Genomic DNA, 17,359 nt, shown 5'->3' with positions numbered 1-17,359 from the left:
AATTTGCCTGGCGGCCACAGCGCGGCGGTCCCACCTGACCCCATGCCGAACTCAGAAGTGAAACGCCGTAGCGCCGATGGTAGTGTGGGGCCTCCCCATGCGAGAGTAGGGAACTGCCAGGCATCCATCAAGTAAAAGAGCCCTGAACAGACGTTCAGGGCTTTTTTACGTCTGCAGAAAACGCAGAAATGAGTAAAATTTAAGCTTTTTTCAGCCAGCTGGCGATAAAGTCAGCGATGCGGTCAGGCTGGTTGATATCCAGCAGCGGCACCTGTCCTCATTCTTTATTATCGCGTCTCATTCCGGAGCAGCGACAATTCCCTTACCGGGCAAACTAATGTTTTACTACCCGCTTCGCGTTCTTTCTTCGCAAGGAAATGAGGTAAAGTATGACCCATCTGGAACATCAAAACAGCCGACCGCCCGTATCAGCAGCCGAAACGCGGCAAAGGATCAGGGCAATTGTCGGTGCGTCATCCGGTAACCTGGTTGAGTGGTTTGACTTTTACGTTTACTCTTTTTTCTCCCTCTATTTTGCTCATGTCTTTTTTCCGGCAGGCGATACCACCACGCAGCTACTGCAAACAGCAGGGGTATTCGCTGCAGGTTTCCTGATGCGACCGATTGGCGGCTGGCTGTTTGGCTACATTGCCGATAAACATGGACGTAAAACCTCCATGCTGATCTCGGTCTGCATGATGTGCCTGGGCTCTCTGGTAATAGCGTGCCTGCCGGGCTATGGCGAAATTGGCATAGCAGCGCCGATCATTCTCCTGCTGGCACGTATGTTTCAGGGACTGTCAGTGGGTGGCGAGTATGGCACCAGTGCAACCTATATGAGTGAAGTCGCGCTGGAAGGGCGAAAAGGCTTTTATGCTTCTTTTCAGTATGTGACGCTGATTGGCGGTCAGCTAATGGCAGTATTAACCGTAGTCGTACTGCAACAGTTGCTGGATGATGAAGCGCTGCGCAGCTGGGGCTGGCGTATTCCGTTTTTCATCGGTGCCGGACTGGCCATCGTCGCACTCTGGCTGCGACGCTCTCTCAATGAAACCTCTGAGAAATCGCATCGTACGCATCGCGATGCGGGCAGCGTGATCGGGCTGTTACGCAATCACTCACGCGCCTTCTTTATGGTGCTTGGCTTTACCGCCGGCGGATCGCTGAGTTTCTACACCTTCACCACCTATATGCAGAAGTACCTGGTCAATAGTGCCGGAATGGATGCGCGCAGTGCCAGCGGTCTGATGACCGGTGCTTTACTGGTCTTTATGGTGATCCAGCCCATTATCGGGGCGCTATCCGACAAAATCGGACGGCGGGCTTCCATGATGATATTTGGTGCAGGTGCTGCAACGTGCACCGTGCCTGTCCTGCTGCTGCTGCAACATACCGACAATCACTGGGTCGCATTCCTGCTGGTTATGCTGGCGCTGGTTATCACCAGCTTCTATACCGCTATCAGCGGTATTCTTAAAGCTGAGATGTTTCCGCCAGAGGTGCGTGCGCTGGGTGTGGGACTCTCTTATGCGGTGGCTAACGCGATTTTTGGTGGATCGGCAGAATATGTTGCACTGCTGATGAAAAGAGAGGGCATTGAAACCAGCTTCTTCTGGTACGTCTCAGCCATGGGCGCACTCTCTTTCCTGGTTTCGCTTATGCTGCATCGCAAGGGTAAAGGAATTGCGCTGTAGTCAGTGACGGATATTCCAGAGCATGATGCCGCTGGCAGCGCCGGCGGCATCCCATGCCAGATCTTTCCAGCTCCAGCCGCTTCCTGCCGCACGGCTGTCATAGAGCTCTTTTGCCGCGCCAAAACTGAGTGAAAACATCAGGCCAAAACCCATATTTTGGGCGTTATCCTGCTGCTGGTGACGGGAAATTTCGCTGCCGGCGGCGGCAAGCAGCGCTGAGGCAACATAGTGCTGCGCTTTATCTTTACCGGTCCAGCGATCCTGCGCCTGATGCGCACATCCGCTACACAGCAACACTATACAGAGGATGCACGCCCGCATGACTTTACAGCAGCCGGCTGATCAACCGATCGATGCGGATGCGCCGCAGTCGACGGATAAGCTTGCGCACTTTGGCAGGGTAGTCAGAGATACTTTCCAGCTCGCGAAAGTGAGTGACCACCGTAGTATGCTCGCGGATTAGCGTCAGCTCTTTCTCGCGCTGTTCCGCCAGCTGATTAAGTGGGTCGTGAATCAATACCGCATTTTCCAGATCCAGACGCCACGCGCGCGGGTTGAGATTGTTGCCGGTGATCATCATCCACTCATCATCAACCCATATGCCTTTCAGGTGATAGCTGTTTTCACCATCTTTCCACAGGCGTACCGTCAGCTGACCGTTATCAACATAGTACTGCAGGCGGCTGAGGAAGCGACGCAGGTTGATCTCATAAAGGTAGGGCAGGGCGCCGATCACTTTGAAGGGCTCAGACGGCGGAATATAGAAATCGTTCGCCGTTTTATCACCGACAATAATCTCGACATCCTTGCCCTGACGCAGCAGATGGATCAGGTTACGCACCAGAATGGCAGGCAGATTAAAGTAAGGTGTGCAGAGCGTCAGCTTCTGCTCGGCGCAGGGCATCAGATGGAAAATAGTTTTATTAAGTAAGCTGCGCTTGCCCAGACCCACCAGCGGCGTCACCGCCAGCGTATCGTTACCGGCATCGCCGGTAAAATGATAATGAAAACTGCGCAGCTCGCTGCGAAACTGACGCGTCTCGTTTTTGATTTCCGGGCTGGAAGGACGCTCAGCCTGATCGAGGCGGTTGACCGCATCAGACTGTTTCAGGTTTTCATCGATCCACTCATACATCGCATTCGTTAACTGTGGATTACGAATCAGCTGATAGCGATCGTAGCGGTACCGTTCATGCTGATGCAGATAGACATCATTCAGGCTGGCTCCGCTGTAAAGCAGCGTATCGTCGATGATAAAACCTTTGAGATGCAGGACGCCCAGCGCTTCCCGCGTATTAACCGGAATACCATAAACCGGAATAGCAATATCCGGATGCCGGGTAGCCATCTCGCAGTACCAGTCAGCATTGGTCAGGCCACGCGCCGCACCGATACGTCCACGCTGCGCACGATGCCAGTCTACCAGAATGGCGATATCCAATTCCGGACGAGCCTGACGCGCCGCATACAGCGCCTCCATAATACTGCGGCCGCCATCATCATTTTCCAGATAGAGCGCAGCAATACAGATGCGTTTTTCTGCCGCTGCAATTTTTGCCAGCAGCGTTTCGCGAAACTCAGCGGGCGAAAAAAGCGTGGTCACATCCGACACAGATTGTGACAGTTTAGGCAGCTGTGCGAGGTGTTGTTGGTGTTTATTGCGTTTAAATTTAGACAACATCACAGTGCACTTCTTCTCTGTTCATTTGTATGGCCTTTTGCCATCAAATCATGATCCTAACGTCAAATAATAACATCAACTCACCTGTTGAGGAGGATTTTTACCGTTCTCTACAGGCGGCGTTACGACGTCAATCAACGGTAAATTAAGCGTGACAATGCCATCATCAAGCTGAATATTCACGCGAAAGTTAAGTTTGCGCGCCAGCGTAATCATGCCGCTATTGTGCGGCATGGTTATACCGTTCAATTGTTGCAGACCGTGATCGCGGGTATAGCGAATCATCTTCTCCAGCAGCCGTCGCCCCATACCCAGCCCTTTGAGATCGGAACGAACCAGCACTGAAAACTCCGCATCGACATTATCAGCGTCAGATATCGCGCGGGTAACGCCGATAATCTCCTCTTCAGCGCCTTCCCGCTGGCGTACCGCCACAATCGCCATTTCGCGGTCGTAATCTATCTGCGTCATATTGGCTAAATCATCGTGGGTGAATTCGCTGATTTCACTGAAATAGCGGTAGTAGAGATCCTCTTTAGTCACCTGCGCAATAAAAGCGCGCAGCTGCGGCTCATCCTCAGGCAGGATTGGGCGAAACAGGCAGTGCTGGCCATCTTTCAACTCAACCTGCTCCTCCAGATGCTGTGGGTAAGGGCGGATAACCAGCCGCGCCTCGCTGTCGCCGCTAAAAGGGGCCAGCTGCAACGTGACGTCAATAAGGGTAAAGGTTTCTGCCGATGCCAGCAGCGGATGAATATCAAGCCGCTGGATCTCCGGACAATCCACCACCAGGTTTGATACCTGTACCAGCAACTGGCTCAGCCCGGCGATATCGAGCGGATGCAGCGCGCTGCGGCTGCGGATCTTGCCGCTTTTTATCGCCTGAATCACCAGATAGCGCGCCAGCGTCATATTCAGCGGCGGCAGCGCTACGGCGGCCTGCTTATCAGGCTGCCATTCAGCCCCCCCTTCGCCGAGCAGGATAATCGGGCCAAACAGCGGATCCTGGTCTACCACTACGCGCAGCTCCTGAGCGCCAGCCCGGCTGGCCATACTCTGTACCAGCAGGCCATCGACGCGCGCCTGCGGATGCGTGCTGCGCACGCGCTCAAAAATAGCCTGTGCGGCTTGTTTCACCTCGGCAGCGCTGCGCAGATAGAGCATCACACCCTGTACCTCAGATTTATGGGCGATATCGGGCGAGCGCAGTTTGAGGGCGACCGGATAGCCCGTCTGCTCAGCAATAGTGACCGCTTCCTGACTGTCGCTTGCGATCCAGCCGGGCAGCGTTGTCAGACCATAAGCCTGCATAACAGGCTGCACCTCATGGGTATCCAGCGTGGTCACACCGCGGTCAAGTGCCTGCTGCAGCAGCTGATGCGCTTTAGCGCTGTTTTGCTGCAGCCCCGGTGGCAGCGCCGGCGTTTCCCGCAGCTGCTTCTGGTTACGGCGATACTCGACCTGATGCATAAACGCGGTCACGGTGCCTTCCGGGGTGCGCCAGGTCGGAATGCCGGCCTGGGTAAAGGCGCGCCGCGCCGCCTGGGATGAGGATTCACCGCACCAGTTAGTCAGCAGCGTGATCTGCCTGCCGCGCGGATGACGCGCGAGTGCAGCAATAATCTGCTCCGCCGTCTCGGTCGCTGGCGCAACCGCGCTGGGGGAGTGAATAATCATCAGGGCGTCAAAATCATGACTGTCGAGCAGCAGTTCAATGCAGGCAACGTAGCGGGCAGGTGTGGCGTCATCTTTTAAATCCAGCGGGTTTCCCCGGCCAGCGCCCTCCGGCAGTAGTGAGGCTACTCTCTGTCGCATCGCCTCATCCAGCGAAGCCAGCTTACCGCTGCGCGCATAGAGCGCATCCAGCGCCAGAGCAGCCGGCGCAGCGCCGTTGCTGACGATCATCAGGCGCTCGCCGCGCAGCGGACGCATGTGGCTGAGTGATTCAACCGCAGAGAAAAGTTCATGCGTATCCTGCACGCGCAGCAGGCCGGCGCGTTGTATTGCGGCATCCCAGGCGGCATCCAGGCCGCTCAGGGTGCCAATCATCGCCTGCGCCTCCCGGCTGCGTCCGCTTTTGATGACCAGAATAGGCTTATTGCGTGAGGCGCTGCGCGAGGCGGAGACAAAACGCCGGGCATCGCTCAGGTGTTCCAGGTAGAGCAGGATAGCGCTGGTTTTCGGGTCGCGTGCCAGAAAATCGAGCACGTCATCGACATCGATATCGAGGCTGTCGCCCAGCGCGATAAACCAGGAGAAGCCGAGATTCCGCTGCTGCGCCCAGTCGAGGATGGTATTTGAGACCGCGGCAGACTGTGAAACAAAAGCAATACGCCCTTTAGCGATGGGCACCGGCGAGAAGCTGGCGTTCAGCCCCTGCCACGGGGCCAGCAGCCCAAGACTGTTAGGGCCGAGCAGGCGAATCTGCCACTGGCTGGCGCAGGTTTTCAGCGTCTCAAGCTGGCTGGCGGGTGAGGAGAGAATAATGCAGGCTCTGCAGCCTTTTTCGCCCAGCTGCTGCAGCAGCTCTGGATTGCGCTTTGCATGGGTGCAGATAATGGCCAGATCGGGAGCAAAAGGCAGACTGGCGATATCAGGCCATGCCAGCACGCCCTGTACCGCCTTATATTTTGGCGTAACCGGCAGCACCGGGCCGCTAAAGCCGCCCGCCAGCAGGTTGCGCATCAGGAAATAGCCGGCACGCCCCGGCGTTACCGAGGCGCCAATTACCGCAATCGATTTAGGTCTTAACAGCGCTTCCAGTCCACGTTGACTCATCATCCACTCCTGCTGTCGGGATTGGCATGATTGTAAACGCTTTTACAGCGAAAACCGATTTGCTGCTGTCAGGCTGCGAGCCAGCTTCAGTTTTCGCTGCTGTTTATCGCCTGCTGTGTATGAACCGGATGGTGTGGTTTGCCCGCAAGGTAGGCGTGACGGAACTGTTCAAAGTGCTGCTGCAGGGCGCTGGCGGCCGCGCTGTCGCCCGCCTGAGCAAGCAGGGCCGCAGCGACCTCTGCCGTGCAGTGCTGCCCTTTGCCGTGCGCCTCCCGCAGGGTGTAGCGCGATGGGGTGCTCACGCTCAGTGACATCACCGGAAAATGGTCCAGCCACGGGCTTTTACGAAACATTTTGCGCGCCTCAGACCAGGTGCCATCCAGCATAATAAACAGTGGCGGTTTACCGCTGACCGGCGGCGCAGTCAGCACCTCACGTCCGGGATCGGCATAAGAGGCGGGGAACACCACCACCGGCTGATAGTCGCTGCTCTGCACTGCTGCCAGCAGCGCCGGGTCAGGCTCCGTTCGCGACCAGCCGAAGGCGAGGGTATCCGGCAGCACATCGGCAATCAGGCGTCCGGTATTGCTGGGCTTCATCGGTTCAGTATCGAACATCACCAGGCAGAAGCGGCTGCGCGACTGCTGCGGCTGCAGCGTGGCACACAGGCAGTGCCTGTGCGGCAACAGACAGCGCTGACAGCGCACAACGCGATTACCGCGCGCGAGAAAGGGCCGCGTAGCGCGGGCCAGACGTTGCGCCCGTAAGCGCAGAACAGCATTTTCAGACATAGACAGGCAGGGCAGGAAAAACGTCAGTGTAATAGAAGGGGGAAAGCAAGGCCAGCAATCTGCTGGCCTTCAGTGACTACAGGGTTTCGTCGAGCCACTCATTAAACGGCGTTTTCGGCATCGCGCCATTCAGCATATCGACCATTTCGCCCCGTTTAAAAATCATGATGGTCGGGATCGTGCGGATGCGAAAACGCGTGCTGAGCGCCTGCTCAGCTTCCGTATTGACTTTAATAAAACGCACTTTGCCGCTGCGTTCGGCCGCAACTTCTTTAAATACGGGCGCAAAGTTCACGCAGGGGCCGCACCACGGCGCCCAGAAGTCGATCACGACCGGCAGGTCATCCTGCAGATATTTATCCAGCGTAGCGGCCGTGGCATTAACTACCTCGCCGTTGAAAAGCGCTTCGCCGCAGCGACCGCACTTTGCACCGTCGGCCAGACGCGCTTCGGGAACGCGGTTAACTGCCTGACAGCCGGCGCATACAGTATTCATTGTCATCTCAAACCGGTCCTGTAAATCTGATGATAGAGTCGTATTATGAAAAGGCTGGATGCTATGCTCAATCTGGATTACCCAATAGGTTCAATAGTTGATAGCTAAGCGCTGGCACATCAGGTAATCTTCGCGCTCTCAATGCTGGAGGAACAGATGAACGACGAATTTAAAGGCAAAAGCGGCAAGGTAAAAGTGATGTATGTACGTGAAGAGGAGGGCGGCAGTAAGCCAAATCCGCGTACCGGCAAAGGCGGCCGTCCTGCTGCGCGCCAGGAAGATAATCGTCGCTCTGCTCCCCGCAGCAATCGCAACAATGACGAAAGCGATCGCGCGCGCGCGCCACGCAGCGGTGACGATTCCGGTCGCTCACGCAGCCGTGACGACGCTGGCCGCTCACGCGCGCCGCGCAGCAGCGATGATGCCGGACGCGGCCGCCGCACGGATCGTAATGACCGTAGCGAGCGCAGCAGCCGCCCTGAGCGTAACGACCGCGACGATCGCGGCTTCAGTGATTCGCCGTGGCGCACCGTATCCCGCCCGCCGGTTGCCGCTGCCGACAGCCCGGCGGATGACGCCGCTGACGCGAAGCCGGTAATCGATTCCGAGCAGATCCGCCGTCAGCGTCAGGAAGAGACGCGCGTCTATGGCGAAAACGCCTGTCAGGCGCTCTTCCTGAGCCGTCCGGAGAGCATCGTGCGCGCCTGGTTTGTCCAGAGCGTTACGCCGCGCTTCCGCGAAACACTGCGCTGGCTGGCCGCAAACCGCAAAGCGTATCACGTGGTTGAGGAGGCTGAGCTGGCGAAAGCGTCCGGTACCGAACATCACGGCGGCGTCTGCTTTATTATCAAAAAGCGCAGCGGCATGGCGGTATCAGAGTGGCTGAAAAAGGCCGAGCGTAAAGATTGCGTGCTCGCGCTGGAAGATGTCAGCAACCCGCATAACCTGGGCGGCATTATGCGCAGCTGCGCGCATTTTGGCGTGAAGGGGCTGCTGGTGAACGACGCGTCGCAGCTGGAGTCGGGCGCCGCCGTGCGTACTGCTGAAGGCGGCGCTGAGCACGTACAGGCGATCAACGGCGAAGATTTCGCTGCAAGCCTTGATGCGTTCCGCAAGGCGGGCTACACCATCGTGACCACGTCGAGCCATGAGGGCACGCCGCTGGCGCGCGCCGAACTGCCGGCGAAAATGGTACTGGTGCTGGGTCAGGAGCGGGAAGGGCTTTCAGACAGCACCTTCCGGCAGGGCGAACTCAACCTGTCGATTGGCGGAACCGGCAACGTCGAGAGCCTGAACGTCTCGGTAGCAACCGGTATTCTGCTGGCCGAATGGTGGCGTCAGAACGCATAAAAAAAACGGGCCATAGCGGCCCGTTTTGCATGGTGGCGGCTAGTGTGCGCCACCCCCTCCGCCGCCTGCACCAAATGGCGGACGGGCAAACCATACCAGCACCAGCAGAATCACAAACACCCCCGCAGACGCCCAGAAAATCTCATTGGCTGAAATAATCAGGCCCTGATTAGTGATCTCCCGCGCAATCCACGCAGACGCCTGCTGGTGGCTCATGCCCATGCCTTCCAGCTGCGCATACATCTCCTGCGAATTCTGGTTATAAGGATTGACGGATTCGCTCAGATAGCTGTGATGCATCGACTCGCGGTTGGTCCACAGGGTCGTGGTAATAGAGGTTCCGATCGATCCTGCCAGCGTACGCACAAAGTTAGAGAGGCTGGAGGCTGCGGCGAGGCGCTCCGGCGGCAGTCCCGACAGCGTAATGGTGGTCAGCGGCATAAAGAAACAGGCCACGGCAAAGCCCTGAATAAACTGCGGCCAGGCGGATGCGCCGAAGTCCATGCCGGGTTCAAAGGTGTAAGCGCGCCAGTAAAAACAGACGGCGTACATAATAAAGCTAAAGGTCACCAGCCGGCGCATATCGAGCTTGTGGGCGAACCGGCCAATAATGGGTGAGAGGATCACCGGAATAATCCCGACCGGGGCAGATGCCAGTCCGGCCCAGGTAGCGGTATAGCCGTAGACCTCCTGCAGCAGCTGCGGCAACAGCACAATGGAGCCGAAGTAGAGCATGTAGGCCAGGCTTATCGACAGACAGCCAATGGTGAAGTTGCGCATTTTAAACAGCGACAGGTCAACGATCGGATGATCGTCCGTCAGCTCCCACACCAGCAGCACCGCCAGCGCCACCACGGCGACCACCGCCAGCACGATAATCTCTGTCGAGCTGAACCAGTCGAGCTCCTTACCGCGATCCAGCATCACCTGCAGCGCGCCGATGCCCACCACCAGCAGCACCAGACCGACAATATCGATCGGGCGGATCTCGGTTTTGGTTTCACGACCGCGCAGCGTCTGCAGCGTCAGCATCACCACTACGATGCCAATCGGCACGTTGATAAAGAAGATCCAGCCCCAGTGATAGTTATCGCTGATCCAGCCGCCCAGGATCGGGCCGCAGATTGGCGCAACGATCACCGTCATCGCCCACAGCGACAGGGCAATACTGCGTTTAGCCGGAGGGTAGTTACTCAGCAGCAGGCTTTGCGACAGCGGGATCAGCGGACCGGCCACAATCCCCTGCAGAATACGGAAAAAGATCAGCATCTCCAGGCTTTCTGACATGCCACACGCCCAGGAGGCGAGCGCAAACAGAATGGTCGCCCAGGTAAAGAGCTTCACTTCACCGATGCGCTTCGCCAGCCAGCCGGTAATCGGAATCGAGATGGCGTTAGCCACCCCGAACGAGGTGATAACCCAGGTGCCCTGTGAATTCGACGCGCCCAGATTACCGGCAATGGTCGGGATCGCCACGTTGGCGATAGTTGAGTCGAGCACCTGCATAAATGTCGCCAGCGACAGGGCGATAGTCATCAGAACAAGTGGCGCGCCCTCAAGCGGTTTTTGTGCCATAACAGTCTCCGGCGGATCAGCCCGCGTTGGCACGAACGATAGCGGTAATCATCTGGTTGACCGGCGCAAGATCAATCGCCAGCGCGTTGCTCTCATAGGCGGCCTGCGGACGAACGGCGCCTGCCAGCACTGCACCCTCTTTGTTCTGCGTATCAACCTTCACCAGAGTCGAGAGTCCGATGCGCAGCGGATGCGCCGCCACTTCATCCGGGTTCAGTTCAATACGCACCGGCAGGCGCTGTACGACTTTGATCCAGTTGCCGGTAGCGTTTTGCGCGGGCAGCAGCGAGAAGGCGCTGCCGGTTCCCATATCGAGTCCCGCGACCTTGCCGTGATAGACCACATCATCACCATAGATATCGCTGACTACAGTTGCAGACTGGCCGATGCGGACGCCGGCAAGCTGCGTCTCTTTGAAGTTGGCATCTACCCACAGGTTGGTGGCGGGCACTACGGCCAGCAGCGGGGTGGTGGTGGAGATTTGCGAGCCTACCTGCACGCTGCGGCGTGAAACATAGCCATCAATCGGGCTGCGTATATCGGTACGCTGCAGATTAAGCCAGGCATCGCGCAGGGCAGCGGCGCTCTGCTGTACCGCAGGCTGATTTTCCAGACCGGTATTCAGGATCATCGCCTGGTTGGCATTATATTGCTGCACAGCCACGTCAAGCTGCGCTTTGGCGGTCGCAACGGCGTCGCGCGCGTGCTGCAGCTCTTCGCGGCCAATCAGATTGGAGGCACCCAGCGGTTCGCGGCGCTTCAGGTCGGCTTCTGCCTGCTCCAGTGCCGTCTGCTGCAGCTTGATCGTGGCCTGATACTGCCTGCCGTTAATCATCAGCTGGTGCGTCTGGCGGACGCTGGTGGCCAGCGCAGTTTGCGCTTTTTCAAAAGCCTGCTGCGCATCGGTTTTGTCCAGTGAGACCAGCACGTCGCCTTTTTTGACGCGATCGGTATCATCAAACCATACTTTGTTAACGCTGCCGGAAACCTGCGCCATCACCTGCACCTGATTGCCTGCTACATAGGCATCATCAGTCTCCTGAAAATGACGCAGTACCAGATACCAGTAAGTCAGATAGCCAATACCGGCCACAATAAACACGACAGCCAGCAGGATCAGCGCAATTTTACGCTTCTTCTTCTTGTTTGCAGGCTGTTGCGGGCTTTGAGCTTCCGCTGTCGCACTCATGTCGTTCTCCACGTTTGCCATAAGTCGGGGTGTGCTGATCCATCAACACGGTAACCCGAATCGAAAAAGCCAGCGCAAAAGGCGCTGGCCAGATAAAGGAAAATTAAAATAGCGATTTCGGCAGGGGGTTGTGTCGCACTTCTTGCTATTAGCGAGAGAGTGAGGCGATAACCTGATCTTCGTCCATTTTGTCCAGACGGTTAAGCAGCTTGCGCGTGATGGCTTCCAGCTGCTCCTGCTCGGTGGCGCTCAGTGACGACCAGAGATACTGCAGGCTCTGGTGCTGGGGCGGCAGCAGCTGACGCAGAAACTCGTTGCCTTTTTCCGTCAGATGCAGATGCAGGCAGCGGCGATCGTTGTCGCTTTCACGGCGTTCGATCCAGCCGCGCTTTTCCAGTTCATCCGCAATGCGCGTGGCGTTGGTGCGTGAAGAGCCCAGTGCCGCACTCAGTTCTGATGGCTGAATGCTCTGGTTTTCCTGCGCATCCAGCGTGATCAGCGCCATAAATAAGGTTTCGTTAATTCCCTGTGCCTTGAGCATCTTGTTGCGATTATCCAGCAGCTTGCCCTGCATATGCATACACAGGCGGGTCAGGATAATTTCCTGCAGCGGAAAATCTTTATGACGATTTGCCCGGACGTTCAGCATCTGCTCAATGGGAGTAAACGAACTTTCCATCTAAAAAAACCTCTTGATTGCAACGTAGAATTATCACATTCAGCGCGCTAACCGCTTCGCTGTGGAATAATTTCGAGAGTAAAAATAACTACAGTGAATAAGTACACTGCTAACGATATCAAACTCACCTGTTAATGGACAGCGCCGCTTACCGATTTACGCTGTTTTTCTTGCTCAGGCAGGCTCTGCGCTGGCGTTACGCCACCAGATTATCAGATTAAGTAGCGTCGCCAGGGCACCCGCCGCACAGACGCCATACCAGCCAAACAGATGAAAGGCGTTGGCCGAGATCACCGAGCCGAGCGCCCCACCGGTAAAATAGCTGGTCATATAGCCGGATGTCAGGCGATTACGCGCTTCAGGCATAGTGCGATAGATAACGCTTTGGTTGGTGATATGTACGCCCTGAACCGCCAGATCCAGCAGCACAATGCCGGCAATCAGCGCCAGCAGGCTGCTGCTGCCGAGTGCGGTAACGCCCCAGGAGATCAGCATGATCACCAGTCCGGCGCTGGTGGTGAGTTTTGCTTTGCCCCGGTCTGCCAGTCCGCCCGCCTGACGCGCCGCCAGCGCGCCTGCTGCCCCTGCCAGACCCAGCAGGCCGATCTCGCCCTCGCTGAAATTCCACGGCGGTGCAGCGAGTAAAAAGGCCATTGAAGTCCAGAGCATGCTGAAGTTTGCAAAACTCAGGCAGCCGGTCAGCGCCCGGGTACGTAACACCCGATCGGCGCTGAACAGTGAGAAAATTGAGCGCAGCAGCTGCAGATAGTTAAGCGGCACGCGCTGCTGGTAGCGCGGCAGATAGCGCCATAGCGCCAGCGCCATCAGGATCATCAGCACGCTGGCGCACCAGTAAACGCTGCGCCACCCGGCAACCTGAGCCAGCGCGCCGGCAACGGTACGCGCCAGTAAAATGCCCAGCAGCAGGCCACTCATGACCGTGCCTACCACTTTGCCACGCTTTTCCGGAGCAGCCAGCGTGGCCGCCAGCGGCACCAGAAGCTGTGCCACCACTGAGAAGAGACCGGTTACCACCGTACCCAGCAGCATCAGCGTCAGCGAAGAGGAGAGGGCGGTCAGCATCATGCCGCCCGCCGCCAGCAGGCTCATTGAAACAATCAGAGCACGCCGTTCCAGCATATCGCCCAGCGGCACCAGCAGCAACAATCCACAGGCGTAGCCAAGCTGCGCGGTGGTCACGATAAAGCCCGCTACGCTGACAGAGAGACCAAACTGATGCGCAATCGTATCGAGCAGTGGCTGCACGTAATAGTTACTGGCCACCGCCAGCCCTGTCGCGACTGACATCAGCGCCACTAATGGGGCACTGAGGCGTGCCGGAGATGAGCTCATGAGCGGATACACAGTGAAATAATCATATGGGGATAATAGTAACCGAAAAAATTATTTCATAGTTGTGATAATTAACAGGACGTACCAGTGCGTTATAGCGCACGCTGCGCTTATCGGCGACGGAAACAGTGCGGGCGACCCGAAGGCCGCCCGCTGACTACATAAAACGATGGCGTTTATTTCGCGGCGGCCAGAGCGTCATTGATCCACTTATCAAACTCCGCCTGATGACCTTTAATCCAGCCATCCACATGATGGTTGATATCCGCTTCAGATGCCTGACCCGCATGCATGGCGGCATTCTCCGCGTTGATATCCTTAATCGGCAGCTTCATCTCCGCAAACAGCTTCGCGGCGGCCGGGTTTTTCTCTGCCCAGGCTCTGTTCGCCACGATATGCATGGTGTTCACCGGAAAGCCGTAATTCGCACCATTTGCCAGTTTGGTATCCACTTTGCTCTGTTCGCCAGGCAGGGAGGAGAACGGCACCTGCAGCCAGACTACGTCACGGCCCGGTTTCAGCACATCGCTCAACCAGTAAGGTGTCCAGGTGTAGTAGAGAATCGGTTTACCCTGTTTGAAGCGCGCCAGCGTATCGGCCACCATTGCCGAATAGTTACCCATATTGGCGGTAACGGTATCGGCCAGGCCAAACGCGCTGTTCTGGTGATTAATCACCGCTTCGCAGCCCCAGCCCGGCGTACAGCCGGTCATGTCCGCTTTACCATCCCCGTTACTGTCGAACAGTTTGGCAATTTTTGGATCTTTCAGCTGTTCAATATTGGTGATGTGATATTTTTCAGCGGTTTTTTTGTCAATTAAATAGCCCTGGGCAGCACCGCCAACGTAGGTGCCTTCGCGGTAAAACTTGCTGTCACCCCCAGCGGCTTTATACATATCGTCGTGCAGCGGCTGCCAGTTAGTGGCCACAAAGGTAGCGTCACCGGCAGCGATTGTGGTGTAAGCCACGTTGTAATCGACTTCGCCCGGTTTCTCCACGCTATAGCCGAGTTTCTCCAGCGCGCGGCTGACAATCAGCGTCTGGAAGGTTTCTTCAGCAATGGTGCTTTGCAGCGGTTTAACGGTAATGCCTTTACCCGGCAGGTCGGCGGCGGACACGTGCGTCGCGGCGAACGTCGTCAGGACGGCAGCGAACAGAGCTGTCTTGCGCATAGTCATTCCTTATTTTACGTGTGACGTCGGAGACGGGCGGCCACGATGGACCGCCCAAAAAAATCAGGCTTTTTTACTGAACGGACGCAGTAGCAGGCCAACCGGACCGGTGCTGTACCAGTGACGACTACCCCGGCTGCGGCTATCGCGGCCAACCGACTGCGTGAGGCGATCGAGGATAATGGCGAGGATCACAATGCCGACGCCGCCAACGGTGGCCAGCCCCATATCGAGGCGGCCAATGCCGCGCAGCACCATCTGGCCCAGTCCGCCGACCGCGATCATGGAGGCGATAACCACCATTGATAGCGCCAGCATCAGCGTTTGGTTAACCCCGGCCATGATAGTTGGCATCGCCAGCGGCAGCTGGACCTTAAACAACATCTGACGCGGGCTGGCGCCGAAGGATTCGCTGGCTTCAATCAGGTCAGCAGGCACCTGTTTAATACCGAGAATTGTGAGGCGCACAATCGGCGGCAGTGCAAAGATGATGGTTACCACCACGCCTGGTACGTTGCCGATACCAAACAGCATCACAATCGGCACCAGATAAACAAAGGCGGGCGTGGTCTGCATCGCATCCAGCAGCGGACGGACGATACGCGCGGCACGCTCGCTGCGCGCCAGCCAGATACCCAGCGGCAGCCCAATGACAATACAGAACAGCAGGGCGGTGAGCACCAGCGCCAGCGTTACCATGGCCTGCGACCATGCGCCAATCGCGCCAATTACAATTAGTGAAACCAGCGTAGCAATGCCCATCGCCGGCGTCGCAATCTGCCAGGCAATCAGCGCGAACAGCACAATCGCCACCGGTGCCGGCATGCCCAGCAGCAGCTGCTGGAAGGCGCTCAGGATGTAATCCACCGGAACGCGGATACCCTGAAACAGCGGGCGGAAGTGGTTCACGACCCAGTCGATGCCCTCGGTCACCCAGCTGTCGAGCGGAATCCAGGTTTTATGGAACGGGTCCATGATAGTGAAATGTTCCGGCGCTGGTGCAGGTGCACTGTTGAGCCAGTCGCTGCCGTTGGCCGTGCCAGTGGCAGCGTCATGACCGCCGCTGGTGGCTGCGGGATCCCCCCACGCATCTGCGCCACCGGTGCTGCTCTCTGCAGGCGTGGCTGAAGCGGCGCCTGACCAGGGATCGGCGGCGCTGGCATCAGGCGTGGTTGTTTGCGCTGCGCTCTGGCTGGCGCTATCCCATGGGTTGGCGGTGTGTTTACTCATGGCTGGGCTCCTTCACGGTCTAACGCACGCAATAACATGCTTTTAGAGATGATACCGACGTACTGATTATCTTCACCGACTACCGGTACGGCGCATGGCGCCTGGGCCACATGGGAAAGCAAATCATTCAGTGAGGTATCAGCAGGCACCGCCTGCGGGGCTTCCAGCAGCGCACTATCCAGCCCGGCACCGGCGGCCAGTGCCGCTTTCAGCGAATCACTGGAGACCACGCCAACAAACTTCTGTTTTTCCAGCACATAGCCAAACTCGCGGTCTTCATCCTGCAGCAGCTTAATGGCGGAGCGCGGACCGAAGCCGGGCGCTTTACGGATCAGCGCTCCGGCACTGCGGCGCGCAATATCTTTAGCGCTAAAGACATGACTAATATCCACACCGCGGAAAAAGGTGCGGACATAATCATTCGCGGGATTATTGAGGATCTCATCAGGCGTACCAACCTGAACTACTTCGCCGCCCTGCATAATGGCAATGCGATCGCCAATACGCATGGCTTCGTCAAGATCGTGAGAAATAAAGACAATGGTGCGCTGATGTTTTGCCTGCAGCTTTACCAGCTCATCCTGCATTTCGGTACGAATTAAGGGATCCAGAGCGGAGAACGCTTCATCCATCAGTAAAATATCGGGATTAATTGCCAGCGCGCGCGCTAATCCCACGCGCTGACGCATACCGCCGGAAAGTTCATCCGGATAAGCATTGGCATAATTTTCCAGCCCTACCTGACGCAATGCCTCAAGCGCTTTTTCCTGACGTTCATGAAGCGGCGTGCCAGCTAATTCCATTCCAAAGGCGGTATTATTCAGTACCGTCATATGTGGCATAAGCGCGAAGGATTGAAACACCATACTGATCTTATTTCTGCGTACTTCACGCAGTTCGCTATCTGATATTTTAGCAATATCGACACCATCGATAATCACCTGGCCCTGCGTGGGCTCTATCAGACGATTGAGAAGGCGAACCATGGTGGACTTTCCAGATCCTGACAGCCCCATGATGACGAAGATCTCGCCTTCTTCAATGGCCAGACTGGCATTTTGTACGCCTACTGAGAGACCGGTTTTCGCCAGAATTGTCTCTTTGCTTGCGCCTTGCGCAATGAGCTTAAATGCCTTTTCCGGATGATCGCCAAATACTTTATATAAATTTTTAACTTCGAGTTTAATTGCCATGCAATAATTACATTCCTGGTTAAATGTCTGACTATTTCTTGTTGTACCCTGATTAAATTTAAGCGCCCTATAACCTAACATAGTGAGAGTGTCTGACAACCCTTGCACAGAATATTTCCGGCAAATGCATCCTGACTATTGCCGCTAATTCCAGAGCCCACGAGGGATGAGCGCGGAT

General features: G+C 56.7%; 14 protein-coding genes and 1 rRNA gene. 3 read left to right on the top strand and 12 right to left on the bottom strand.

Features of this window, described 5'->3' with window-relative positions:
- Positions 1-6: 6 nt before the first annotated feature.
- Together rrf and F3J39_RS08775 are read left to right on the top strand one after the other, a co-directional pair.
- Positions 7-122 (top strand): 5S ribosomal RNA (rrf, locus tag F3J39_RS08780).
- Between the two features lie 267 nt (positions 123-389).
- On the top strand, positions 390-1,694 hold the full coding sequence (locus F3J39_RS08775) for an MFS family transporter (RefSeq protein ID WP_166714087.1): 1,305 nt from the start codon (positions 390-392) through the stop codon (positions 1,692-1,694).
- Here the strand turns inward: F3J39_RS08775 and F3J39_RS08770 are convergent, their stop codons facing one another.
- The 5 genes from F3J39_RS08770 to trxC all read right to left on the bottom strand — a co-directional run bounded on the left by F3J39_RS08770 (position 1,695) and on the right by trxC (position 7,440).
- On the bottom strand, positions 1,695-2,015 hold the full coding sequence (locus F3J39_RS08770) for a YfiM family lipoprotein (protein WP_094112289.1): 321 nt from the start codon (positions 2,013-2,015) through the stop codon (positions 1,695-1,697). It lies immediately after the preceding gene.
- Positions 2,016-2,019: 4 nt separating this feature from the next.
- Positions 2,020-3,375, bottom strand: a complete 1,356-nt coding sequence (gene pssA, locus F3J39_RS08765) for a CDP-diacylglycerol--serine O-phosphatidyltransferase (protein WP_071668497.1) — start codon at positions 3,373-3,375, stop codon at positions 2,020-2,022.
- Positions 3,376-3,450: 75 nt separating this feature from the next.
- Positions 3,451-6,153, bottom strand: coding sequence for a bifunctional acetate--CoA ligase family protein/GNAT family N-acetyltransferase (locus F3J39_RS08760; protein ID WP_039379780.1), 2,703 nt, complete (start codon positions 6,151-6,153; stop codon positions 3,451-3,453).
- A gap of 86 nt (positions 6,154-6,239) precedes the next feature.
- Positions 6,240-6,944: a tRNA-uridine aminocarboxypropyltransferase gene (locus tag F3J39_RS08755; RefSeq protein WP_104085322.1), complete on the bottom strand. Its 705-nt coding sequence runs from the start codon at positions 6,942-6,944 to the stop codon at positions 6,240-6,242.
- 76 nt (positions 6,945-7,020) lie between these two features.
- Positions 7,021-7,440: a thioredoxin TrxC gene (gene trxC / locus F3J39_RS08750; RefSeq protein WP_039385620.1), complete on the bottom strand. Its 420-nt coding sequence runs from the start codon at positions 7,438-7,440 to the stop codon at positions 7,021-7,023.
- A gap of 156 nt (positions 7,441-7,596) precedes the next feature.
- Here trxC and F3J39_RS08745 point away from each other — a divergent pair, with 156 nt between their 5' ends.
- Positions 7,597-8,790, top strand: a complete 1,194-nt coding sequence (locus F3J39_RS08745) for a tRNA/rRNA methyltransferase (RefSeq protein WP_166714086.1) — start codon at positions 7,597-7,599, stop codon at positions 8,788-8,790.
- Between the two features lie 39 nt (positions 8,791-8,829).
- Here the strand turns inward: F3J39_RS08745 and emrB are convergent, their stop codons facing one another.
- From emrB to proV, 7 genes are all read right to left on the bottom strand, one after another.
- Entirely contained in the window at positions 8,830-10,365 is a 1,536-nt protein-coding gene (emrB, locus tag F3J39_RS08740) for a multidrug efflux MFS transporter permease subunit EmrB (protein ID WP_039379775.1), read from the bottom strand.
- 16 nt (positions 10,366-10,381) lie between these two features.
- Positions 10,382-11,554, bottom strand: coding sequence for a multidrug efflux MFS transporter periplasmic adaptor subunit EmrA (gene emrA / locus F3J39_RS08735; protein WP_039379773.1), 1,173 nt, complete (start codon positions 11,552-11,554; stop codon positions 10,382-10,384).
- A gap of 148 nt (positions 11,555-11,702) precedes the next feature.
- Entirely contained in the window at positions 11,703-12,233 is a 531-nt protein-coding gene (gene mprA, locus F3J39_RS08730; protein WP_039379772.1) for a transcriptional repressor MprA, read from the bottom strand.
- A gap of 174 nt (positions 12,234-12,407) precedes the next feature.
- A complete protein-coding gene (locus tag F3J39_RS08725) occupies positions 12,408-13,586 on the bottom strand; it encodes an MFS transporter (protein WP_094111737.1) in 1,179 nt (392 codons plus the stop codon).
- Positions 13,587-13,762: 176 nt separating this feature from the next.
- The gene (proX, locus tag F3J39_RS08720) at positions 13,763-14,758 is read right to left on the bottom strand and encodes a glycine betaine/L-proline ABC transporter substrate-binding protein ProX (RefSeq protein WP_094111736.1); all 996 of its coding nucleotides are present in this window, start codon (positions 14,756-14,758) and stop codon (positions 13,763-13,765) included.
- A gap of 63 nt (positions 14,759-14,821) precedes the next feature.
- The gene (proW, locus tag F3J39_RS08715; RefSeq protein ID WP_166714085.1) at positions 14,822-15,988 is read right to left on the bottom strand and encodes a glycine betaine/L-proline ABC transporter permease ProW; all 1,167 of its coding nucleotides are present in this window, start codon (positions 15,986-15,988) and stop codon (positions 14,822-14,824) included.
- Complete coding sequence (gene proV / locus F3J39_RS08710; protein WP_094111735.1) at positions 15,985-17,181, bottom strand: glycine betaine/L-proline ABC transporter ATP-binding protein ProV; 1,197 nt, start codon at positions 17,179-17,181, stop codon at positions 15,985-15,987. The genes proW and proV overlap by 4 nt, the downstream gene beginning before the upstream one ends.
- Positions 17,182-17,359 lie beyond the last annotated feature (178 nt).

It is taken from the genome of Pantoea sp. Acro-807 (genome assembly GCF_011752675.1).
Lineage (GTDB): Bacteria > Pseudomonadota > Gammaproteobacteria > Enterobacterales > Enterobacteriaceae > Pantoea > Pantoea eucrina.
The sequence above is the reverse complement of the archived record's forward strand: the minus strand, read 5'-3'. Positions and strand labels throughout refer to the sequence as shown.

Excerpts from the sequence above, each read along its gene's own strand:
- proX (WP_094111736.1), bottom strand. The coding sequence starts at position 14,758 with ATGCGCAAGACAGCTCTGTTCGCTGCCGTCCTGACGACGTTCGCCGCG.
- proV (WP_094111735.1), bottom strand. The coding sequence starts at position 17,181 with ATGGCAATTAAACTCGAAGTTAAAAATTTATATAAAGTATTTGGCGAT.
- proW (WP_166714085.1), bottom strand. The coding sequence starts at position 15,988 with ATGAGTAAACACACCGCCAACCCATGGGATAGCGCCAGCCAGAGCGCA.
- emrA (WP_039379773.1), bottom strand. The coding sequence starts at position 11,554 with ATGAGTGCGACAGCGGAAGCTCAAAGCCCGCAACAGCCTGCAAACAAG.
- F3J39_RS08755 (WP_104085322.1), bottom strand. The coding sequence starts at position 6,944 with ATGTCTGAAAATGCTGTTCTGCGCTTACGGGCGCAACGTCTGGCCCGC.
- F3J39_RS08760 (WP_039379780.1), bottom strand. The coding sequence starts at position 6,153 with ATGAGTCAACGTGGACTGGAAGCGCTGTTAAGACCTAAATCGATTGCG.
- F3J39_RS08770 (WP_094112289.1), bottom strand. The coding sequence starts at position 2,015 with ATGCGGGCGTGCATCCTCTGTATAGTGTTGCTGTGTAGCGGATGTGCG.
- mprA (WP_039379772.1), bottom strand. The coding sequence starts at position 12,233 with ATGGAAAGTTCGTTTACTCCCATTGAGCAGATGCTGAACGTCCGGGCA.
- pssA (WP_071668497.1), bottom strand. The coding sequence starts at position 3,375 with ATGTTGTCTAAATTTAAACGCAATAAACACCAACAACACCTCGCACAG.
- F3J39_RS08725 (WP_094111737.1), bottom strand. The coding sequence starts at position 13,586 with ATGAGCTCATCTCCGGCACGCCTCAGTGCCCCATTAGTGGCGCTGATG.
- F3J39_RS08745 (WP_166714086.1), top strand. The coding sequence starts at position 7,597 with ATGAACGACGAATTTAAAGGCAAAAGCGGCAAGGTAAAAGTGATGTAT.
- trxC (WP_039385620.1), bottom strand. The coding sequence starts at position 7,440 with ATGAATACTGTATGCGCCGGCTGTCAGGCAGTTAACCGCGTTCCCGAA.
- F3J39_RS08775 (WP_166714087.1), top strand. The coding sequence starts at position 390 with ATGACCCATCTGGAACATCAAAACAGCCGACCGCCCGTATCAGCAGCC.
- emrB (WP_039379775.1), bottom strand. The coding sequence starts at position 10,365 with ATGGCACAAAAACCGCTTGAGGGCGCGCCACTTGTTCTGATGACTATC.